Origin of the sequence: Streptomyces sp. HmicA12 (genome assembly GCF_000373565.1) — a bacterium.
Lineage (GTDB): Bacteria > Actinomycetota > Actinomycetes > Streptomycetales > Streptomycetaceae > Streptomyces.
Genome location: NZ_KB891831.1, coordinates 381519 through 400033 on the forward strand (window position 1 = coordinate 381519; position 18515 = coordinate 400033).

The 18515-nt window shown below is 72.8% G+C and carries 14 protein-coding genes; 8 read left to right on the forward strand and 6 right to left on the reverse strand.

Going from position 1 to position 18515, the window contains the following annotated elements; translation table 11 throughout:
- Nucleotides 1-2: 2 nt before the first annotated feature.
- From B072_RS0131910 to B072_RS0131920, 3 genes are all read right to left on the reverse strand, one after another.
- Nucleotides 3-1313 carry an MFS transporter gene (locus B072_RS0131910; RefSeq protein ID WP_078506660.1) on the reverse strand — a complete coding sequence of 437 codons (1311 nt, stop codon included), beginning with the start codon at nucleotides 1311-1313 and terminating at the stop codon, nucleotides 3-5.
- Between the two features lie 74 nt (nucleotides 1314-1387).
- Nucleotides 1388-1849, reverse strand: coding sequence for a MarR family winged helix-turn-helix transcriptional regulator (locus B072_RS0131915; RefSeq protein ID WP_018534035.1), 462 nt, complete (start codon nucleotides 1847-1849; stop codon nucleotides 1388-1390).
- An 82-nt stretch (nucleotides 1850-1931) separates the two neighbouring features.
- Nucleotides 1932-2744, reverse strand: a complete 813-nt coding sequence (locus tag B072_RS0131920) for a MerR family transcriptional regulator (protein WP_018534036.1) — start codon at nucleotides 2742-2744, stop codon at nucleotides 1932-1934.
- 143 nt (nucleotides 2745-2887) lie between these two features.
- On the opposite strand from B072_RS0131920, the gene B072_RS0131925 reads away from it, so the two are divergent.
- A complete protein-coding gene (locus tag B072_RS0131925; protein ID WP_018534037.1) occupies nucleotides 2888-4177 on the forward strand; it encodes an SGNH/GDSL hydrolase family protein in 1290 nt (429 codons plus the stop codon).
- Between the two features lie 62 nt (nucleotides 4178-4239).
- Here B072_RS0131925 and B072_RS0131930 read toward each other — a convergent pair whose 3' ends face one another.
- The gene (locus tag B072_RS0131930; protein WP_026246516.1) at nucleotides 4240-5913 is read right to left on the reverse strand and encodes a glycoside hydrolase family 13 protein; all 1674 of its coding nucleotides are present in this window, start codon (nucleotides 5911-5913) and stop codon (nucleotides 4240-4242) included.
- Between the two features lie 584 nt (nucleotides 5914-6497).
- Here B072_RS0131930 and B072_RS44575 point away from each other — a divergent pair.
- From B072_RS44575 to B072_RS0131960, 5 genes are all read left to right on the forward strand, one after another.
- A complete protein-coding gene (locus B072_RS44575; RefSeq protein WP_063746478.1) occupies nucleotides 6498-7712 on the forward strand; it encodes a hypothetical protein in 1215 nt (404 codons plus the stop codon).
- Nucleotides 7709-9910 (forward strand): tetratricopeptide repeat protein, encoded by a 2202-nt coding sequence (locus tag B072_RS45800; protein WP_018534040.1) that lies wholly within the window; start codon nucleotides 7709-7711, stop codon nucleotides 9908-9910. Before B072_RS44575 ends, B072_RS45800 begins: the two co-directional genes overlap by 4 nt.
- Nucleotides 9907-10458 (forward strand): flavin reductase family protein, encoded by a 552-nt coding sequence (locus B072_RS44585; protein WP_018534041.1) that lies wholly within the window; start codon nucleotides 9907-9909, stop codon nucleotides 10456-10458. The genes B072_RS45800 and B072_RS44585 overlap by 4 nt, the downstream gene beginning before the upstream one ends.
- Nucleotides 10459-10552: 94 nt before the next feature.
- A complete protein-coding gene (locus B072_RS0131955; RefSeq protein ID WP_018534042.1) occupies nucleotides 10553-11038 on the forward strand; it encodes an Lrp/AsnC family transcriptional regulator in 486 nt (161 codons plus the stop codon).
- 34 nt (nucleotides 11039-11072) lie between these two features.
- Nucleotides 11073-11780 (forward strand): HAD family hydrolase, encoded by a 708-nt coding sequence (locus B072_RS0131960; protein ID WP_018534043.1) that lies wholly within the window; start codon nucleotides 11073-11075, stop codon nucleotides 11778-11780.
- Here B072_RS0131960 and B072_RS0131965 read toward each other — a convergent pair.
- Both B072_RS0131965 and B072_RS0131970 read right to left on the reverse strand, forming a co-directional pair.
- Nucleotides 11728-13383, reverse strand: a complete 1656-nt coding sequence (locus tag B072_RS0131965) for an AMP-binding protein (RefSeq protein ID WP_018534044.1) — start codon at nucleotides 13381-13383, stop codon at nucleotides 11728-11730. The two genes, B072_RS0131960 and B072_RS0131965, sit on opposite strands and share 53 nt — an antisense overlap.
- 21 nt (nucleotides 13384-13404) lie before the next feature.
- Nucleotides 13405-14049 (reverse strand): TetR/AcrR family transcriptional regulator, encoded by a 645-nt coding sequence (locus B072_RS0131970; protein ID WP_018534045.1) that lies wholly within the window; start codon nucleotides 14047-14049, stop codon nucleotides 13405-13407.
- A 77-nt stretch (nucleotides 14050-14126) separates the two neighbouring features.
- Between B072_RS0131970 and B072_RS0131975 the strand changes: the two genes are divergently transcribed.
- Nucleotides 14127-17264 carry an acetyl-CoA carboxylase family protein gene (locus B072_RS0131975; protein WP_018534046.1) on the forward strand — a complete coding sequence of 1046 codons (3138 nt, stop codon included), beginning with the start codon at nucleotides 14127-14129 and terminating at the stop codon, nucleotides 17262-17264.
- A 30-nt stretch (nucleotides 17265-17294) separates the two neighbouring features.
- On the forward strand, nucleotides 17295-18284 hold the full coding sequence (locus tag B072_RS44590) for a hypothetical protein (RefSeq protein ID WP_043245063.1): 990 nt from the start codon (nucleotides 17295-17297) through the stop codon (nucleotides 18282-18284).
- Nucleotides 18285-18515: the final 231 nt, after the last annotated feature.

The window sequence follows — 18515 nt, forward strand, 5'->3', positions numbered from 1 at the left end:
TCTCAGGCGTCGCGGCCGACGCGGGCCAGCGAACGGTCGGCGACGCTCGCCACCAGGCACAGCGAGGCCACGCCGATCAGCATCCAGGCCATGCTGTGCAGCCCGGCGCTGGTGGCGCCGTCGTGGAAGAAGGCGGCGTTCGCGGCGGAGGCGAGCAGGGCGCCGAGGTAGGTGAAGGTGCGCAGCAGCCCCGACGAGGAGCCCATCCGGGCCGGATCGGCCTGCGCGTACAGGGCGTTCTGGTTGGCGAGCCCGATGAGGCCCTGCGGGATGCCGAAGAGCGCGCCGATCACGACCAGGAGCCAGACGGGGCTGTCGTCGCCGAGTGGCAACAGGGCGACGCAGCCCGCGAGTTGGGCGACCGCGCCGACGGCGAGCTTGGCGCGGACCTCGCGGCGGCGGCCGGTGAGCGCGGTGACGAGGATGCCGACGGCGGACATCGGGAGCAGGAGCAGTCCGGCCTGCGAGGCGCTGAGGCCGCGTCCTTCCTGGAGCCATTGTCCGTAGCCGTACAGGAACGCGTAGGACGTGGTGTAGGCGAGGAGTTGGCGGCCGTAGGTGGCCAGGAGCGGGGTGTTGCCGCGCAGCACGTGCAGGTCGACGAACGGTTCGGTGACGCCGTGTTCCCGGCGGACGAACCAGGCGCCCGCGGCGAGGCCGAGCGCGGGCAGGTACCAGTGCGCGAGGCCCGGTTCCATCAGGAACAGCATGAAGGCGGTGAGGGATGCGGCGAACAGCAGCATGCCGGGCACGTCCGTGCCCCGGGGCGCTCCCTTCGGTGCCCCCTTGGGCAGTCGGCGCGCGCCGAGGAAGAGACAGAGCACGGACAGCGGCACGTTGATGGCGAAGATCAGGTGCCAGCTGCCGACGCCGATCAGGACGCCGCCGAGGGTGGGTCCGATCACGGCGATGACCTGGGAGGAGGCGGTCAGCGTGGCGAGGATGCCGCTGGGGCTCTTCATGCCGGTGCGCTCGGACTCGGTGCGCAGCAGGGTCATCGACGCCGGGTACGCGGCGGAGGTGCCGAAGCCGAGCAGGACCCGGGACAGGACGAGGACCCACAGGCTCGGCGCGAGGACGCCGAGCAGTCCGGCTACACCGACGAGGGCGGTGCCCATGAGGTAGAGCTTGCGCGGCCCGTAGGAGTCGACGAGGCGGCCGATGACCGGCTGGCCGACGGCCGTGGCGAGGTAGAGGCCCGAGACGAGCCAGGCCGTCTGGGACGGCGGGACGCCGAAGGCGTGGCCGATGGGGACCAGCGCCACCGCGAGCATCGAGGAGTTGATCGGGTTCAGGATCGAGCCCAGGATCATCGGCGCGACGAGGCGGTGGTCGAAGCCCGCGGGGTCACCCGTCCGGGCCCGGCGTATCCGCCCGGCGAGTGTGCTCACGCCTGCGCCACCTCGTCGAGCAGGGCCATGGCGGTGATCACGGCGCGGACCTGTTCCTCGGTGCCGTGCTCGTCCAGGGCGCGGGCGAGCCAGACGCGGCGGGCCTCGCGGTCGTCCTGGCGTCGCTCCAGGCCGCTCTCGGTGAGGGTGACGAGCTGGCGGCGCCCGTCGTCGGGGTCGGGGTGCCGCTCGACGAGCCCGGCCTCCTCCAGGGAGATCACGGTCTTGGCCATGGACTGGGGCCGCACGCCCTCCATCGCGGCGAGGTCGCTCGCGGAGGCGGGGCCGGCCTTGTCGAGGCGGACGAGGACGGAGGCCTGCGCCGGGGAGAGGTCGCTCCCCCCGTCCATGTCGCCGAGCAGGGACTGCAGCTTGCGGCGGAGCCGGCCGACGACCACCCACACCTCGGCGGCCGCCTGCGCGGCGGCCTCGGACACGGGTTCTTGGTTCTCGGTCATGCCTCCACCGTAATTCGACAGCCCAGACTGTGCAACTAAAACTGCACAGTCTGGGCTGTTGATTATTTCGGGAGGTGCGGGGCTAGGCGATCGGCTCCTGGAGCTCGGTCACCCACTCCTCCCGGTCCGCCGGGCATTCCAGGTTGATCTCCCGCGGGTAGCCGGCGGAGCGGTGCCCGTGCTCGTCGATCCACCGGGCGAGCAGCTGCACCGAGGGCAGGACCGCTTCCATCGGGCCACGGTGCACCACCGTCGCCGCGCGATCCACGGGCGGCAGGTCGAGGACGCGCAGGCCGTCGTCGTCGCGCGGCGCGGCGGACACCTCGATGCCCGCGTGGACGAGGATGCCGCCCCCCGGCGCGTCCTCGTAGCGGGCGACACCGGGTCCGGTCGGCTCGATGCCGGCCGCTTCGAGGCGACGGAACAGTTCCTCGTACAGCGGCTGGATCACCGCGCTGATGCCGGGCGGCTCGAAGTCCGGCGCGACGGCGGTCAGCTCGGCGACGCGCACTCCGGGGAGGCGCTTGACGACGACATCTTCGGTGGACATGAGTCCCTCGCTCTCGATGGACCGGAGCCGCGCCTCGACCTGCGTCAGCCGTGCCGCGGCCGCCGCCATCTCCGCCTCCAGTTCGGCGCGGCGCAGCCGCAGCATGCCGCGCAGTTCCTCGGCGTCCAGCTTCTCGTCGAGGATCTCCCCGACCTGCTGGAGGGTGAAGCCGAGGTCCTTGAGCGCGATGACACGGTTGAGCCGGGCGAGCTGGGCGGCGGTGTAGTGGCGGTAGCCGGTGGCGGTGTCGACATGGGCCGGACGCAGCAGTCCGAGCGCGTCGTAGTGACGCAGCATGCGGACCGACACGCGGCCGTGGCGGGCGAAGTCTCCGATGGTGAACATGACGTCTCCCACTCCACGGGCTCACACGGTGTCAGGGTCAACCCCATCATCGCGGCCGGCACCATCCGCCCCATTGACGCGCCGCCTGCCCACCCGTACGTTCCTCGCGCCGTCCCGCCCCTGCCACGGAAGGAACGACGCCCATGCGCCACAGACGCACCCTCGCCAGGGTCATGGTCCTGCCCCTCGCCGGGCTGCTCGCCGCCACGCTCGCGCTGCCGGCGTCCGCGCGGGACGCCCCGCGCGGATGGACCGGCACCTGGGCGGCTGCGCCCACCGGCGTGCCCGCCACGGACACGACGACGTACGAGGACCAGACGCTGCGGCAGATCGTGCGCACCAGCGTCGCCGGGCGCACCCTGCGCGTCCGGTTCACGAACGAGTTCGGCAGCACGCCGCTGACGATCGGCGAGGCGCATGTCGCGCGGCGGGCCGCGGGCGGTCCGGCCACGGCCGTCGATTCGGCCTCCGACCGGCTGCTGCGCTTCGGCGGCAGAGCCGGGGCGACGCTCGCCGCGGGCACACAGCGCTGGAGCGACCCGGTCGCTCTGCCCACAGCCGCGGCCGGCGATCTCGTCATCAGCCTCTATCTGCCGCGCCGCACACCCGCCGCCACGGTCCACTCCTCCGCCTTCCAGCACAACTACGTCGCGGCGGGCAATGTCGCGGGCAAGCCCGACCTCACCCCGACCGCCACGACCACGAGCTGGCGTTTCCTGTCCGGCGTCGCCGTCGACCGGCGCCGGGGGAAGGCGAGTTCGGCGCTCGTCACGTTCGGCGACTCGATCACGGACGGGTCCAGTACGCAGGTCGACGCCAACCACCGATGGCCCGACCGGCTCGCCGAACGCCTGCGCACGGAAAACGAGTTGGCCGCGACCGGAGTGCTGAACGCGGGCATCGGCGGCAACCGTCTGCTGCGCGACCCCCACCCGCCCGAGGGTTCCCCCGCCGAGTCCTATGCCGCGTACTTCGGCGAGGCGGGCCTGAAGCGGTTCGACCGCGATGTGCTGAGCCAGCCGGGGGCGGCCGCGGTGGTGGTCCTGCTCGGCGTCAACGACCTGGGCCATCCGGGCACCACGGCCCCGGCCGACGAGGAGGTCACGGCCGACCAACTCATCGCCGGATACCGGCAGTTGATCCGTCGTGCGCACGACCGGGGGCTGCGTGCGTTCGGCGCGACGATCCTGCCCTTCGAGGGCGACACGCTCGGCTTCCACACGCCACGGCGAGAGGCGGTGCGGCAGGCCGTGAACCGGTGGATCCGGACGAGCGGCGCCTACGACGGTGTCGTGGACTTCGACGCGGCCACCCGCGACCCGGACCACCCCGGGCGGCTGCTGCCCGCGTACAACAGTGGCGACGGCCTGCACCCGAACGACGCGGGAATGGCCGCGATGGCCGCGGCGTTCCCGCTCGGGCTGCTCAGGTGACGTAGCGCGTGGGGGCGTGGCAGGCCGTCGCCAACCGGCCTGTCACGCCTGCCCGTTGGGGCCTACTCCGCCGCCCACCACACCGTGGTGTCGGCGGGCAGGTCCAGGTGTCCGTCCGCCGGGGCGACCGGTCCGGAGGCGAGCAGCACGGTGCCGGGCGCGGCGATGCGGACGGGCGTGGCGGTGGTGTTGACCGTGCAGGCGAAACCGGGCCGCTCGAAGTGCAGCACTCCGGCGGGCACGTCGTCCCGCCATGTGACACTGTCGCCCGCGCCGAGCCCGGGCCGCTCGCGGCGCACGGCGAGCGCCGCGCGGTACAGCTCCAGCGTCGAGTCCGGGGCCCCGGTCTGCGCCTCGACGCTCAACTCGCCCCAGGTGGAAGGCTGCGGAAGCCAACTGCCGCGGCCCCCGAAGCCGTACGAGGCTCCGGTCCGGGTCCACGGGATCGGCACCCGGCAGCCGTCACGGAACCCGTCCTGGCCCTGCGCGCGGAAGAACGACGGATCCTGGCGCACCTCGTCCGGCAGGTCCGTCACGTCCGGCAGACCCAGTTCCTCGCCCTGGTAGATGTACGCCGATCCGGGCAGCGCCAGCATCAACAGCGTCGCCGCGCGGGCCCGCCGCAACCCCAGCTCCCGATCGCCGGCCGTCCTGATCTGCGTACCCAGACCGGGCGGATTCGCGTACCGCGTCGCATGCCGGGTCACATCGTGGTTGGACAGCACCCAGGTGGTGGGGGCGCCGACGGGACGCATCGCGTCCAGCGAGCGGTCGATCACGGCGCGCAGGTCGTCCGCCAGCCAAGAGGCCGACAGATACTCGAAGTTGAAGGCCTGGTGCAGCTCGTCGGGGCGGACGTAGTTGGCGGTGCGCTCGACGGTCGGCGTCCACGCCTCCGCCACGAAGATGCGCTCACCGTCGTACTCGTCCAGGACCGTGCGCCAGGAGCGGTAGATCGCGTGCACGCCGTCCTGATCGAAGAACGGCATGGCGTCACCGGCGAGGAGCCGGGCCTGACCGCCACCCCCGAGGTCCGGCAGCCCGGCCGCCTTCACCAGACCGTGCGCGACGTCGATACGGAAACCGTCCACGCCCATGTCGAGCCAGAACCGCAGGATCGAGCGGAACTCGTCCGCGACCGCCGGGTGCTCCCAGTTCAGGTCCGGCTGCTCGGGCGCGAACAGGTGCAGGTACCAGTCCCCGTCGGGCAGACGCGTCCAGGCCGGGCCGCCGAAGATGGACTCCCAGTCGTTGGGCGGCAGTTCACCGGCCGCGCCCTTGCCGGGACGGAAGTGGTAGCGCTCGCGCAACGGCGACCCGGGGCCTTCCGCCACCGCCCGCCTGAACCACTCGTGCCGCTCCGACGAGTGGTTGGGCACCAGGTCCACGATGATCCGCAGACCGAGCGCGTGCGCGTCACGGATCACCGCGTCCGCGTCGAGCAGCGTGCCGTACATCGGATCGACGGCCCGGTAGTCCGCGACGTCGTACCCGCCGTCGGCCTGCGGCGACGCGTAGAACGGCGACAGCCAGACCGCGTCCACACCCAGCTCCTTGAGGTACGGCAGCCGCCGCCTGACGCCCTCCAGGTCTCCGGTCCCGTCGGCGTTGCTGTCGGCGAAACTGCGCGGATACACCTGGTAGATGACCGCATCCCGCCACCAGTCGACGGCCTCTCGGGTGGTCGTGACGAACGAGGGGGTCACTGCTGACTGGTCCGTGGAGTGCTGGCTCATCCGGACAAGGTAGAAGAAGGCGGACAGCGGGGGGTGCTGAACGCGCGGGTGCGGCCATCCGTATGCTGCTGAGAGTCCGCGGTCCTGAGGACGGGCGGACGACGACGGGGGCCGTGCGGGAGGTACGGATGGTGCGCAGAGCGCTCCGCTGAGGCGGGCGGTACGGCCGTGACGTGTCCGGCCGTTGATCACTTCACTCTTCTCGGGTGGGTGCCTCATTCCTTTTTCCACGCTCGGAGTTGCGCTTTCCCCTGCCCGAAAAAAGCGTCAAATCGGTTGCGCGAATTCTTTTCCGGATGTGTTCGTTCCTCGTTGACAAGCCCGATCCGGGGCCTCAATGCTGGCTGCGTCACCAGCGATTCCGGAAATTCGCAGAACTCCAATCGGTGCGAGAGGAGGAACACCATGAAGAAGATTTCCGTCCGCAAGGCCGGTCCGATCCGTCTGACCACCGCCTGCTACTACCTCTGCGGCGACGCCGCGTAAGTCCTGCCCGCGGATCGGAGCCGTGCCGCCTCCGGGGCCGGCTCCGATCTCCCTTTCGGAGTTCCCTTCAGAGAGTCCCTTTCAGGGAGGTGCGCCGGATGAGCGCAACCGTTCGTCTGCACCGGCTCACGATGGTCGCCGAGGACGACGGAGTAATGATCGGCCGGCCCGACACCGGCTCGTACGCGGTGTTCCCCGAGGAGGGGGCACAGGCGCTGCGCATGTTCGGCGACGGGGCGCGCGTCGACGAGGTCGCCGCCTGGTACGAGCGGGCCTACGGGGCGCCGCTCGACATGGACGACTTCCTGGAGACCCTTGCCGACCTGGGCTTTCTGCACACCGGTGAGCCGGTCCCCGAGGCCGGCCGGGTGCGCTGGCAGCGGCTCGGACAACTGGTGTTCTCCTGGCCCGCCTGGTGCGCGTACGGCGTCGTCGTGGCGGTCGCGGTGACCGTGATGGTGCGCGATCCGGGGCTGCGGCCCTCGTACCACCAGGTGTTCTTCACCCACTATCTGTCGCTGATCCCGCTGACCGTCTTCGCCCTCGCCATCCCGTGCATCGTGATCCACGAGGGCGCCCACGCGCTGGCCGGGCGCCGGCTCGGCCTTCCGTCGACGCTCGGGATCGGACGCAGGCTCTACTACCTGGTCGCGGAGACCCGGCTCGATTCCCTGCTCAGCGTGGAGCGCCGGAAACGCTATCTTCCGTTCTGCGCCGGCATGCTGGCCGATGTCGTTCTGCTGTGCGGGCTCACACTGCTGTCGCTCGCTATCGAAGATTTCGGCTTTCCTTCGTGGGTGCACAAACTCTGTCTCGCTGTCGCCTTCACGTGTCTCCTCCGAATCATCTGGCAATTCCTTTTCTATTTGGAGACGGACCTCTATTACGTGGTGACGACAGCGGCCCGTTGCACGGATCTGCAGAACGCCACGCGGTTCCGGATCCGCGGCGGGGTGCGGCGCGCGCTGCGGCGGCCCGCGCCGGACGTGGAAGGGTCCGCGTTCTCGGAGCGGGACCGGGCGGTGGCCCGCTGGTACGCGCCGCTGCTGATCGCCGGGTACGGGTTCTCGCTGGCCTCGCTCGCGTGGGCCGGGCTGCCCACCGCGGTGCACTTCTGGTCGACGATCGCCGACCGGCTCGGCGGTGGCGACACCCCGCTCTGGGATCTGTTCGACGCGGCCGTCTTCATCGCCCTGTCCGGGCTGCAGATCGGGCTGCTCGTCCACGTGACGCTGCGGGACCGGCGTGCGCGCCGCGCGCCGGGCGCCCCCGCCCACCCGTCCACACCCGTACCTCAAGGAGACCTGTCATGACGACCTCTGCCGTGTCCACCCGGCACTGGTGGCTGGACGCCACCACGCACCTCACCGACGGGCAGCCCCCGCCGACCGCCGCGCTGACGGTGCGCTCCCACCGCCGGTTGCGCGGACCGTTCACCGCCGCGCACTGCCTGCTGCATCAAGCGGTGCCCCAACTCGTCGAGCGGGACAGTGAGCTGGTGGCAGCGGCCCGCGCCCTGGAGGTGGAGTCGATCGCGCCGGAGCTGATGGCGATGGTGCCGACGCCGCCGCAGACCCTCACCAACCTCGCCGCCGCCAAGGAGCGGACCCGCTTCTATCCGGCGACGCGCGCCCTGCGCATCGCGCACGGTGTGGCCGAACTCCTGATGGACTGGGCCCGGTCGGCCCACCCGAAGGGCGTGGCCGTCGCCTTCCGCGGCCTCGACGACGCCGATCCCACGGACCGCGATCTGGTGGCCGTGCTGCTGCGCCGCTGCGATCCCGCCGTGCTCACCGTGGTCGTCGACGGCGCGGGGGCCGCCGACGACCTGCTCGGCAAGGCCCTGGCCGCGCACGCCCACCGGGCACCCCGGCTTCCCTTCATGGACGGGGAGTTGCTGCCCGACAGCGATCCGGCGCAGCTGTACGTCGACGCCGACGGCACCGGAGACGACCCGCGCCTGCGCCACGCCTACGACGCGCTGCCCGCCGACGAGCGGGCCCGCCGGCACTCCGCGCGGGCCGCGCTGCTCGCCGCCCGCGAGGAGCCCACGCTGCGGCTCGGCGCGATCCCCTACCACCTCGAACGCGGCACGGACCCGCGCGGCGCGGGTGTCGCCGCGATCGTCGAAGCGGTCAACACCTGCTTCGACAAGGGCTTCTACGAGGCGGTGATCGACCTCGCGGAGCGCGGGCGCGCGCTGCTCGGCCCCGGGGAGGGTTCGCGCACGTACTGGAACCTCACGCACAAGATCGGGGCGTGCCTGTGCTACCTGGGGCGCGGGCACGACGCCTTCCCCCGCTTCGAGGAGATGCGGCGCGGCTCGCTCTCGCCCGATGTCCACATGGGTACGGCGTATCTGATGGCGATGCTGTACACCCGTTTCCTGCCGAAGGACGACCACGACGAGGATCTCGCTCTGGCCTGGGTGAACACGGCGATCTCGATCGCCGACGTGCACCCCGACCCGCACAAGCGGATCCTGGTGCGGGCGTTCATGCGCAACGCGCGCGCCCTGGTGGAGCTGCACCGCGGCAATGTGGACGGCTCGCTCGCCCTGGTCGACGAGGCGATGGCCATCACGGACGCGGACTTCGGCCCGGACGAGCAACTCCTGCACCGCAGCGTGCTGTTGTACAACCGGGCGCAGGTGCGCGGCGCCCGCGGCGACCACTCAGGCTCGCTGCGCGACTACGACGAGGTGATCCGCCGTGATCCCGACTACGGCGACTACTACTTCGAGCGGGCCGCGCAGCACCGGGCGCTCGGCAGGCACCGGGCGGCGCTCGCGGACTACGCGGCGGCGATCCGGCTCACCCCGCCGTTCTACGAGGCACACTTCAACCGGGCGGACCTGCTGCGCGAGCTCGGCGACGAGGCGGGCGCGTCGCGGGACCTGGACCACGCCCTCGACCTCGAACCCGACCACATCGAGTCCCTGGTGCACCGCGCCGACCTGCACCTGGGACGCGGCGACCTCGACCGGGCGGCGGCCGACATCGACCACGGCCTCACCCTCGCCCCCGGTCAGCCCCAACTTCTCGCCGCACGGGGCGCGTTGCTGGCCGAACGGGGCGACACCGGTGCCGCGTACGAAAGTTACTCGGCGGCGTTGCGGGCGGACCCCGGCTGTGTCGCCGCCTGGGCCAACCGAGCCGTGCTCGCCTTCGAGGCCGGGGACCACGGCCGGGCGGTCGCCGACCTGGACGCGGCGCTCGCGCTCAGCGACGACGCCGAGTTGCGGACCAACCGGGCCGTCGCGCTCCAGGCGCTGGGCGACCACCGGCGGGCCGTCGAGGACCTGGACCGGGCGGTGCTCGACGCGTCCGGCGCCCCCGACCCGGAACTGCTGTATCTGCGCGGGGTCAGCCGCTTCGCTCTCGGCGAGGAGGCGGGCGCCCTCGCGGACTGGCGGGCCCATCTGGCCGCGTACCCGAAGGACGACGCCTCGCCGCACGCCGAGCGGATCCACGCCCGCGCCGGGGCCGCGCTGCGGGAAGGCGCGGCGTGAGCGGCGCCGAAGCGGTGCGGCAGGACAGCGGCCCGGTCCCGGCCGGGCCGCTGGAGCCGGCCCGCGCCGACCTCGTCCGCTCCGTGCTGCGGCGGCACGCCAAAGGCGTCGCCGTGGTGACGGTCGGCGGGGAGCCGCCCGTCGGGTTCTGCGTGACGTCGCTGGCCTCGCTCTCCCTCGACCCGCCGCTGATGTCGTTCACGGTCGGGCTGCGCTCGGCGTCGTGGGGCGCGGTGCGGGACGCGACGTGGGTGATGGTGCAGCTTCTCGCGGCGGGGCAGGAGGAGGTGGCCCGGGTGTTCGGCGGCCCGGGCCACGCCCGGTTCGGGCCCGGCACCCGCTGGCACCGCGATCCGCTGGGGCTGCCCGCGCTCGACGGGGTGCTCGCCCGGTTCGTGCTCGCACCGGTCACCTTCCGCCCGGTCGGTGACCACGCGCTGGTCATCGGGCTCGTCGTGCGGGCCGTGCGGGTCACGGACGCCGGGCCGCTGGTCCACCACGACGGGGAGTTCGTCGGCCTTCCGGCCACGGCCACCACCCCGGGCTGACTCATCGGCCACGGCAGGCGCCGCGCACTGGCCCATTGGTACAGTCGGCAAGGATCAGCCCAGCAGTTCCGGCCCCTGAAGGAGCCCGCCGCCGATGGCCGTGGACCAGCTCGACACCCGTATTCTGCGGCTCCTCCTGGAGCAGCCGCGCACCAGCGTCCGCGAGTACGCGCGCATCCTCGGGGTGGCCCGCGGCACCCTGCAGGCCCGCCTCGACCGGCTGGAGCGGGACGGCGTCATCACCGGCGCGGCCCCCACCCTCTCCCCCGCCGCGCTCGGCCACCCGGTCCTCGCCTTCGTGCACATCGAGGTCACGCAGGGCCACCTGGCCGACGTCGCCGACGAACTGGCCGGGGTCCCGGAGATCATCGAGGCGCACTCGATCACCGGCGGCGGCGATCTCCTCGCCCGCGCGGCGGCCCGCGACGCCGAGCACCTGGAGGACGTCATCCAGCAGCTCAACCGGCTGCCCGGGGTGGTCCGCACCCGTACCGAGGTGGCGCTGCGCGAGCGCGTGCCGCACCGGGTGCTGCCGCTGGTGGAGGCCATCGGCAAGGCGGCGGCAGCGGACCGTAAGTGATCACTCGTCCGTCGCTTCCTGCATGCTGGAAGGCATGAACGACCCCAGCCACCTCTTCGGCGACACCGCCGTCGTCTTCGACCTCGACGGCACGCTCGTCGACAGCGAGCCCAACTACTTCAAGGCGTCCCTGGGGACACTGGCCCGCTACGGCGTGCACGACTTCACCTGGGCCGACCACGAGACCTACGTCGGCATCTCCACGCTCGAGACGATCGCGATCTGGAGGCGGAGGTACGGCATCGAGGCGTCGGCCGCCGAACTCCTCGCCGACCTGAACGTCCGCTACCTCGACATCGCCCGCGCCGACACCCACGTCTTCCCGCAGATGCGGCTGTTCGTGGAGCGGCTGCACGCGGCCGGCGTCCCGATGATCGTCGCGTCCGGGTCGTCCCCGGAGGCGATCGGGACGATCCTCACCGGCACCGGCCTGATCGCCCAACTCCCGCGCCACGTCTCGGCGGACGAGGTCGCACACGGCAAACCGGCCCCCGACGTGTTCCTGGAGGCGGCCCGCCGGCTCGGCGTGACCCCGGCGCGCTGCGTCGTCCTGGAGGACGCGGCGCCCGGCGCGCGGGCCGCGCACGCGGCGGGCATGCGCTGCATCGCGCTGCCGTACGTGGCGGCGCAGGCGGACGATCCGGCGTTCACCGCGGCCGACCTGCTCTTCAAGGGCGGTCAGGAGGAGTTCACGGCGCGGGCCGCGTGCGACTGGCTCGAACGGTCAGCTCGGTCTTCCTGATCTTCCCGGTGGGGGTGAGCGGAAGGTCGTCGACGACCTCGACGACGTAGGGCACCTTGTACGTCGCCATCGTCGCGGCCGCCCACTCCCGCAGCGCCTCCCCGGTGAGCGTCGACGCGGGGACGGTGCGCACGAACGCGTAGGGCCGCTCGCCGCGCTCGGGGTCCGGCACGGCGACGACGGCCGCGGCGAGGACGTCCGGGTGCTGGGCGAGGAGCGTCTCGACCTCGGTCGGGAACACGCTCATCCCCTTCACCTTGATCATGTCCTTGTCGCGGCCGAGGTAGTGCAGAGCGCCCTCCTCGTCGAGGGCGCCGATGTCTCCGGTGTGCAGCCAGCCGTCGCGCAGGGCGCCCGCGGTGGCCTCGGGCGCGCGCCAGTAGCGGGTGAGCACGGACGGGCCGCGGACCACGATCTCGCCGCGTTCGCCGAGCGGCAGCGGGGCGCCGGTGGCGAAGTCGACGACCATGAAGTCCGTGCCGGGGACGGGCAGCCCGCAGAAGACGGGATCGCTCAGCAGATCCTGGTCGCCGTCCTGGAAGCCGAGGGTGTTGGTGTCGCTGGTGTGCGTCTCCGTCATCCCGTACGAGGCCTCGCGCAGCACGCTGTGCTCGCCGACGGCCGCCTTCCAGCGGGCGCGCAGCGCGGGGGTGAGCTTGCGGATGAAGGAGACGGTGAGCGGGGTAGTGAGCGTGGACAGGTCGTACCGGTCGAGCTCGGGATGCTCCAGGATCTCCAGGTAGTTCTCGACGGTGCCCGCCATGGTGGTCACGCCGTGGGTCGCGACGGCGCGCAGCACCTCACCGGCGTCCCAGCGGGCGAGGAGCACGCTGGTGCCGCCGGAGACGAGCGGGGCGAGCACGCCGAGGTTCTCTCCGGCGATCCAGAAGATCGGCAGGTAGCAGACGGAGACGATGCCGTTCGTCCGGGCGTCCGCGTCGGGCATGCGGCCGTTGTCGATGGCGGTGGCCGTGTAGACCATGTGGCGCTGGGTGTGTTCGCAGCCCTTGGGGAGTCCGGTGGTGCCGCCGGTGTAGTTGAGGGCGGCGAGCGCGTCGAGGTCGTCCGCGATCGGCTCGTGGCGGGGGTGGGCGAGGGCGGTGGGCCAGTCGGCGTCGGCGAGCACGGCGCGTACGGGCGTGTCGTCCCGCACCTCGTCGAGGACCGGCAGCAGGGCGGCCGCGGTGATGACCAGCTCCGGTGCGGCGTCGTTCAGTTCGTGGCGCAGTTCGGCCGCGCGGAACATCGGGTTGACGGGTACGTGGACCGCGCCGAGCCGCAGCACGGCGAGGAAGGCCACGACGAAGCGTGCGCCGTTCGGCAGGAAGACACCGACACGGTCGCCGGGCGCCACGCCGTGCGCGGCGAGCCATCCCGCCAACCGGGCCGCCCGGTCGTCGAGTTGCCGGTACGAGAGCGTCTCGTCGGCGGTGACGAGCGCGGGCCGGTCGGGGTGGAGCGAGGCCCAGCGCGCGACATGGGCGGGAACCGTCAACTCCCCTGCCTCGTGCGCGGTTCCGGACGGCTGGCGGCCTTGCCGTGCCTTCGCCTGGCGGGCCCTGAGGTCGCTCAGGTAGGCGTCGATCGCTATGCCTGTGGACAAGGTGCGGCTCCCTGTTGTCGGCTACTGCTGCGGTGGTGCCCCGAGACCGAGAAGGTGCAGATACATGGTGGTGACGTCCCGCACCGCCGACTCGTACGAGGCCGGGTGCGCGGCCACGATGCGCGCGAACTCCACGCTCATGCCGCCGACGGCACGCGAGAGGGTGAGCGGGTCGACGACGGGGTGCGCGCGCCCCTCGGCGGCGACGCGGCGGACGTAGCGGGCGGCGCGACGGACCGGCCGCTCGCGGATCTCCTCCCACAGGGCGCGCACCTCGGCGTCGCCGCGCGCCTGTTGTTCAAGGAGGCCGAGTAGCGGAAGGTGGCGGGCGTACGCGGCGATGAAGGCGGCCGTCGAGGCCCCGGCGACCGCCGCCACGTCGTCGGTGTCGACGCCCGGCACGTCCTGCGCGGCGAGGAACGCGTCCCGTACCCGCGCCGCGAGCACCCGGAACACCTCGTCCTTCGACGCGAAGTACACGTAGAAGCTCGCGCGTGAGACCTCGGCCTCCGCCGTGATGTCGGCGATGGTCGCGGGTCCGTGTCCGAGCCGTCCGAAGACCGACTCGGCCGCGTCGAGGAGCCGGCCGCGCGCCGGTGCGTCCGTGCGGTCGCGGGCGGTGCGGGTCGCCCACTCCTGAGCTGCCTGTCGTCTGCGTGCTGCCACAGCGCCAGACTATTGACGTTGACGTCAGTGTCAATGAGCATGACGGAACTCGTGCACGCCACTCTCCGGAGGGTCTTATGGGGTCTGCCGCCGTACTCGTCGCCAACCGGGGCGAGATCGCCGTACGTGTCCTGCGCGCCGCCGCCGACCTGGGGCTGCGCGCGATCGCGGTGCACGAGCCCGGCGACGACGGGCATGTCCGGCGAGCGGACGAGGTGGTCCCGCTCGCGGCGGGCGGTTATCTGGACGCGGACGCGCTGGTGGCGGCCGCCCGTCGGACGGGCTGCGGGTATCTGCACCCGGGGTACGGGTTCCTGAGCGAGTCGGCCGGTCTGGCGCGGCGGTGCGCGGAGGCCGGGATCGTGTTCGTCGGCCCTTCGCCGGAGGCGCTCGACCTGTTCGGGGACAAGGCGCGGGCCCGGGCGCTGGCCGTCGGGGCGGGCGTGCCGGTGCTGCCGGGCACGGACTGTGCGACGTCCTTGGAGCAGGCGCGGGCGTTCCTCGCCGGCGGTCCGGTGATGGTGAAGGCGGTGGGCGGGGGCGGCGGCCGCGGGATGCGCGTCGTCCGCGCAGACGAGGAGCTGGAGCCGGCATGGGAGCGGTGCCGGTCCGAGGCGCAACAGGGCTTCGGTCGCGCCGAGTTGTACGTGGAGCGACTGTGGGAGGGCGCGCGCCACATCGAGGTGCAGGTCGTCGCCGACGGCGCCGGGACGGTCGGGCATCTGTGGGAGCGGGACTGCAGCGCGCAGCGACGCCATCAGAAGCTCGTCGAGATCGCCCCGGCCCCCGTACTGGAGCCGGCCGTGCGGGAGCGGTTGCTCGACGCGGCGCTGCGGCTCGCGCGCGCCGCCCGCTACCAGGGGCTCGGCACGGTCGAATTCCTCGTCAGGGGCGAGGAGTTCGTGTTCATCGAGGCCAATCCGCGGCTCCAGGTGGAGCACACGGTGACCGAGGAGGTGACCGGTGTCGACCTCGTCGCCGCGCAGCTGCGGATCGCGGCGGGCGAGACGCTTGCCGATCTGGGGCTCGACGTGCCGCCGCCGGTGCGCGGGTTCGCGGTGCAGGCGCGGGTGAACGCGGAGGTGACGGCGCCGGACGGGGCGGTGCGTCCGTCGGCGGGACGGATCACCCGCTTCGACGTACCGACGGGGCCCGGGGTGCGGGTCGACACGGCCGCGCGCACCGGCACGGAGGTGGGGACGCGCTACGACTCGCTCCTCGCGAAGGTGATCGCACATGCGCCGCGGGGCGGGTTCGCGGCGGCCTGCGCGCGGGCCGGGCGCGCCCTCGACGAGTTCGCGGTGCAGGGCGTGCGGACGGGAATCCCTCTGCTGGGCGCGCTGCTTGAGCATCCCGGGTTCACGGCGGGCGGCGTCGACACCGATTTCGTGCGGCGGCATCTCGCGGAGCTGAACCCCGCGCCGCTCACGGAGGCGTCCGCCCCGGAACCGGGAACGGTCACGGCGCCGATGAGCGGCACCGTGGTCGCCGTCGAGGCCCGGCCGGGTCAACACGTGGCGTCCGGGACGGTGTTGCTGGTCCTGGAAGCGATGAAGATGGAGCACGTCGTGCGCGCCGAGGGCTCCGGTGTCGTACGGGAGGTGCGGGCGAGCATCGGTGAAACAGTCGCGGAGGGTACCGAGTTGGTTCTCCTGGACGTGGCGGACGACGACGGACCTGAGCAGCGGGAGGCGGCGGCCGCGCTGGACCCCGACGCCGTGCGGCCGGACCTCGCCGCGGCCCTGGACCGGCACGCGTTCGGCCTCGACGAGAACCGTCCGGAGGCCGTCGCCAAGCGGCACGCGACCGGCCGGCGCACCGCCCGCGAGAACATCGAGGAGCTGTGCGACCCGGGCACGTTCACCGAGTTCGGGGCGCTGGCCGTGGCGGCACAGCGGCAGCGCCGCCCGCTGGAGGAGCTGATCCGGGCGACGCCCGCCGACGGCATGGTCACCGGCACCGGGCGGGTCGGCGGCGCGCCCGCGGTCGTGATGTCGTACGACTACACGGTCCTCGCCGGGACACAGGGCCACAACAACCACCGCAAGACCGACCGGATGCTGCACATCGCCGAGGAACGCGGCCTGCCGGTGGTGCTGTTCGCGGAGGGCGGCGGCGGGCGGCCCGGCGACACGGACACGGCCGTCATAGCGGGCCTGAACGTGCCGACGTTCCAGCGGATGGCGCGGCTGAGCGGCCGGGTGCCGCTGGTCGGGATCGCGTCCGGCCGCTGTTTCGCGGGCAACGCGGCGCTGCTCGGCTGCTGCGACGTGATCATCGCGACGCCCGAGGCGAACATCGGGATGGGCGGCCCGGCCATGATCGAGGGCGGCGGCCTCGGCGTGTACCGGCCGGAGGAGATCGGCCCGCTGTCGGTGCAGGTGCCGAACGGGGTGGTGGACGTGCCGGTCGCCGACGAGGCGGAGGCGGTGCGCGTCGCCCGCGCGTGCCTCGCGTACTTCCAGGGTTCGCCGGTGAGTTGGGAGGCGCCGGATCAGCGGCTGCTGCGGCATGCGGTGCCCGAGAACCGGCGGCGCGCGTACGACATCCGGGCCGCGATCGACGGGCTCGCCGACACGGACTCGGTGCTCGAACTGCGCCGCGGGTTCGGGGTCGGCGTCATCACGGCGCTGGTGCGGATCGAGGGCCGGCCGATGGGGCTCGTCGCCAACAATCCGGCGCATCTCGGCGGCGCGATCGACCGGGACGCCGCCGACAAGGCCGCCCGGTTCCTGCGGCTCTGCGAGACGTTCGGGCTGCCGGTCGTCTCGCTGTGCGACACCCCGGGGTTCATGGTCGGCCCGGACGCCGAACGGACGGGTACGGTAAGGCAGTTCGCGGATCTGTTCGTCGCGGGCGCGCGGCTGACGGTGCCGCTCGTGTGCCTCGTGCTGCGCAAGGCGTACGGGCTCGGGGCGATGGCCATGATGGGCGGTTCGACGCAGGCGCCGGTGGCGACGGCGGCCTGGCCGAGCGGGGAGTTCGGCGGGATGGGTCTGGAGGGCGCGGTGCGGCTCGGCTACCGGCGCGAGCTGGCGGCCATCGCGGATCCCGCCGAGCGGGAGCGGGCCTTCGAGGCGCGGGTCGCCGAACTGTACGAACACGGAAAGGCGGTCAACGCGGCCGCCGCGCTGGAGATCGACGCGGTCATCGACCCGGCCCGGTCGCGGAGTTGGCTGCTCGCGGCCCTCGACGCGCCCGCCGCACGGCTTTGACCGGTACGCGGAAGGGGTACTCGAACGATCATGAGAATCAGTGTGGTGGATGTCGGGTCGAACACGGTGCGGCTCGCGGTGGTGGACGCGCGCGACGGGGCGCCGCTGCCGGTGCACACGGCCAAGCACCCGTTGCGGCTCTCGGAGCAGGTGGACGGGGACCGAAGACTCGGCCCGCGCGCCGTCCGGCGGATCGTCGCCGCGGTCACGGACGCCTGCGCGGAGGCCGAACGGTGGGGCAGCGAGGAGCCGTTCGTGTTCGCCACCGCCATCGTCCGTGACGCGCCCAACCGTGACGAGGTGCTCGGCGCGGTCGCGGACAGCACCGGGGTACGGCTGCGGGTGCTGCCCGGCGAGGTGGAGGCCGAGCTGACGTTCCTCGCGGCCCGGCGGTGGATGGGCTGGCGGGCGGGTCCCCTCGGGGTGCTCGACATCGGCGGGGGGACGCTCGACGTCGCCTTCGGGCGCGGCCGGTTGCCGGACTTCGCGGTGTCGCTGCCGCTCGGTGCGCGACGGCTCACGCGGGAGCATCTGCACGACGCGGAGCTGCCCGGCGAGGAGGAACTGCGTGCCCTGCGCCGGTATGTGCGCCATCAGCTCCGGGACGTCGCGGCGCGGATCCGCTGGGAGGGGCCGATCACGATGGCCGCGACGTCGCGCACGTTCACGCAGCTGGCCCGCCTGTGCGGGGCGCCTGCGGGGCGGCACGGGCCTTTTGTGCCAAGGGAGTTGCACCGGTCGGCGCTGCGCTCGGCCGTTTCGGATCTCGCCGCGCTGCCGGTCGCGCGCCGCGCCGAGCTGCCGGGCATCTCGGCGCCGCGCGCCGCGCAGTCCCTGGCCGGGGCGCTGGTCGGGCACACCGCGATGAAGCTGATGGGGATCCGCCGCCTGACGATCTCGCCGTGGGCGATCCGGGAGGGGATTCTGCTGCGGCGGATCGAGGGGGACGGCGCGGCGTGGGCGGAACCGGTCGTTTCGCCGGGCGCGCCGCGGGTGTTGAGGGTGGCCGGGCAGTCCTGAGTGAACGCCCTTGCCGTCCGGCGGGTGCGGGTGGCGTGTGGCTGGTCAGGGCCTCAAGGATCCGCGTCTGCCGGGTGAGGCTTCGTCGCGGTCCGACGGCCGGTGGTCCTGCTTCGCCCAGTTCCCCGCGCAGCCTCCCCTGGGCGAGCGCAGCTCGCTCCAGGGGCGCGGGGAACTGCGCGAGAAGCCCCACCGGGCCGCAGCCGCACGACGACGAACCGGAGCCACGGC

What these genes read in the sequence shown, in the direction of transcription:
- B072_RS0131910 (WP_078506660.1), bottom strand. Translation starts at nt 1,313, where the DNA reads ATGATCCTGGGCTCGATCCTGAACCCGATCAACTCCTCGATGCTCGCG.
- B072_RS0131915 (WP_018534035.1), bottom strand. Translation starts at nt 1,849, where the DNA reads ATGACCGAGAACCAAGAACCCGTGTCCGAGGCCGCCGCGCAGGCGGCC.
- B072_RS0131920 (WP_018534036.1), bottom strand. Translation starts at nt 2,744, where the DNA reads ATGTTCACCATCGGAGACTTCGCCCGCCACGGCCGCGTGTCGGTCCGC.
- B072_RS0131925 (WP_018534037.1), top strand. Translation starts at nt 2,888, where the DNA reads ATGCGCCACAGACGCACCCTCGCCAGGGTCATGGTCCTGCCCCTCGCC.
- B072_RS0131930 (WP_026246516.1), bottom strand. Translation starts at nt 5,913, where the DNA reads ATGAGCCAGCACTCCACGGACCAGTCAGCAGTGACCCCCTCGTTCGTC.
- B072_RS44575 (WP_063746478.1), top strand. Translation starts at nt 6,498, where the DNA reads ATGAGCGCAACCGTTCGTCTGCACCGGCTCACGATGGTCGCCGAGGAC.
- B072_RS45800 (WP_018534040.1), top strand. Translation starts at nt 7,709, where the DNA reads ATGACGACCTCTGCCGTGTCCACCCGGCACTGGTGGCTGGACGCCACC.
- B072_RS0131955 (WP_018534042.1), top strand. Translation starts at nt 10,553, where the DNA reads ATGGCCGTGGACCAGCTCGACACCCGTATTCTGCGGCTCCTCCTGGAG.
- B072_RS0131960 (WP_018534043.1), top strand. Translation starts at nt 11,073, where the DNA reads ATGAACGACCCCAGCCACCTCTTCGGCGACACCGCCGTCGTCTTCGAC.
- B072_RS0131975 (WP_018534046.1), top strand. Translation starts at nt 14,127, where the DNA reads ATGGGGTCTGCCGCCGTACTCGTCGCCAACCGGGGCGAGATCGCCGTA.
- B072_RS44590 (WP_043245063.1), top strand. Translation starts at nt 17,295, where the DNA reads ATGAGAATCAGTGTGGTGGATGTCGGGTCGAACACGGTGCGGCTCGCG.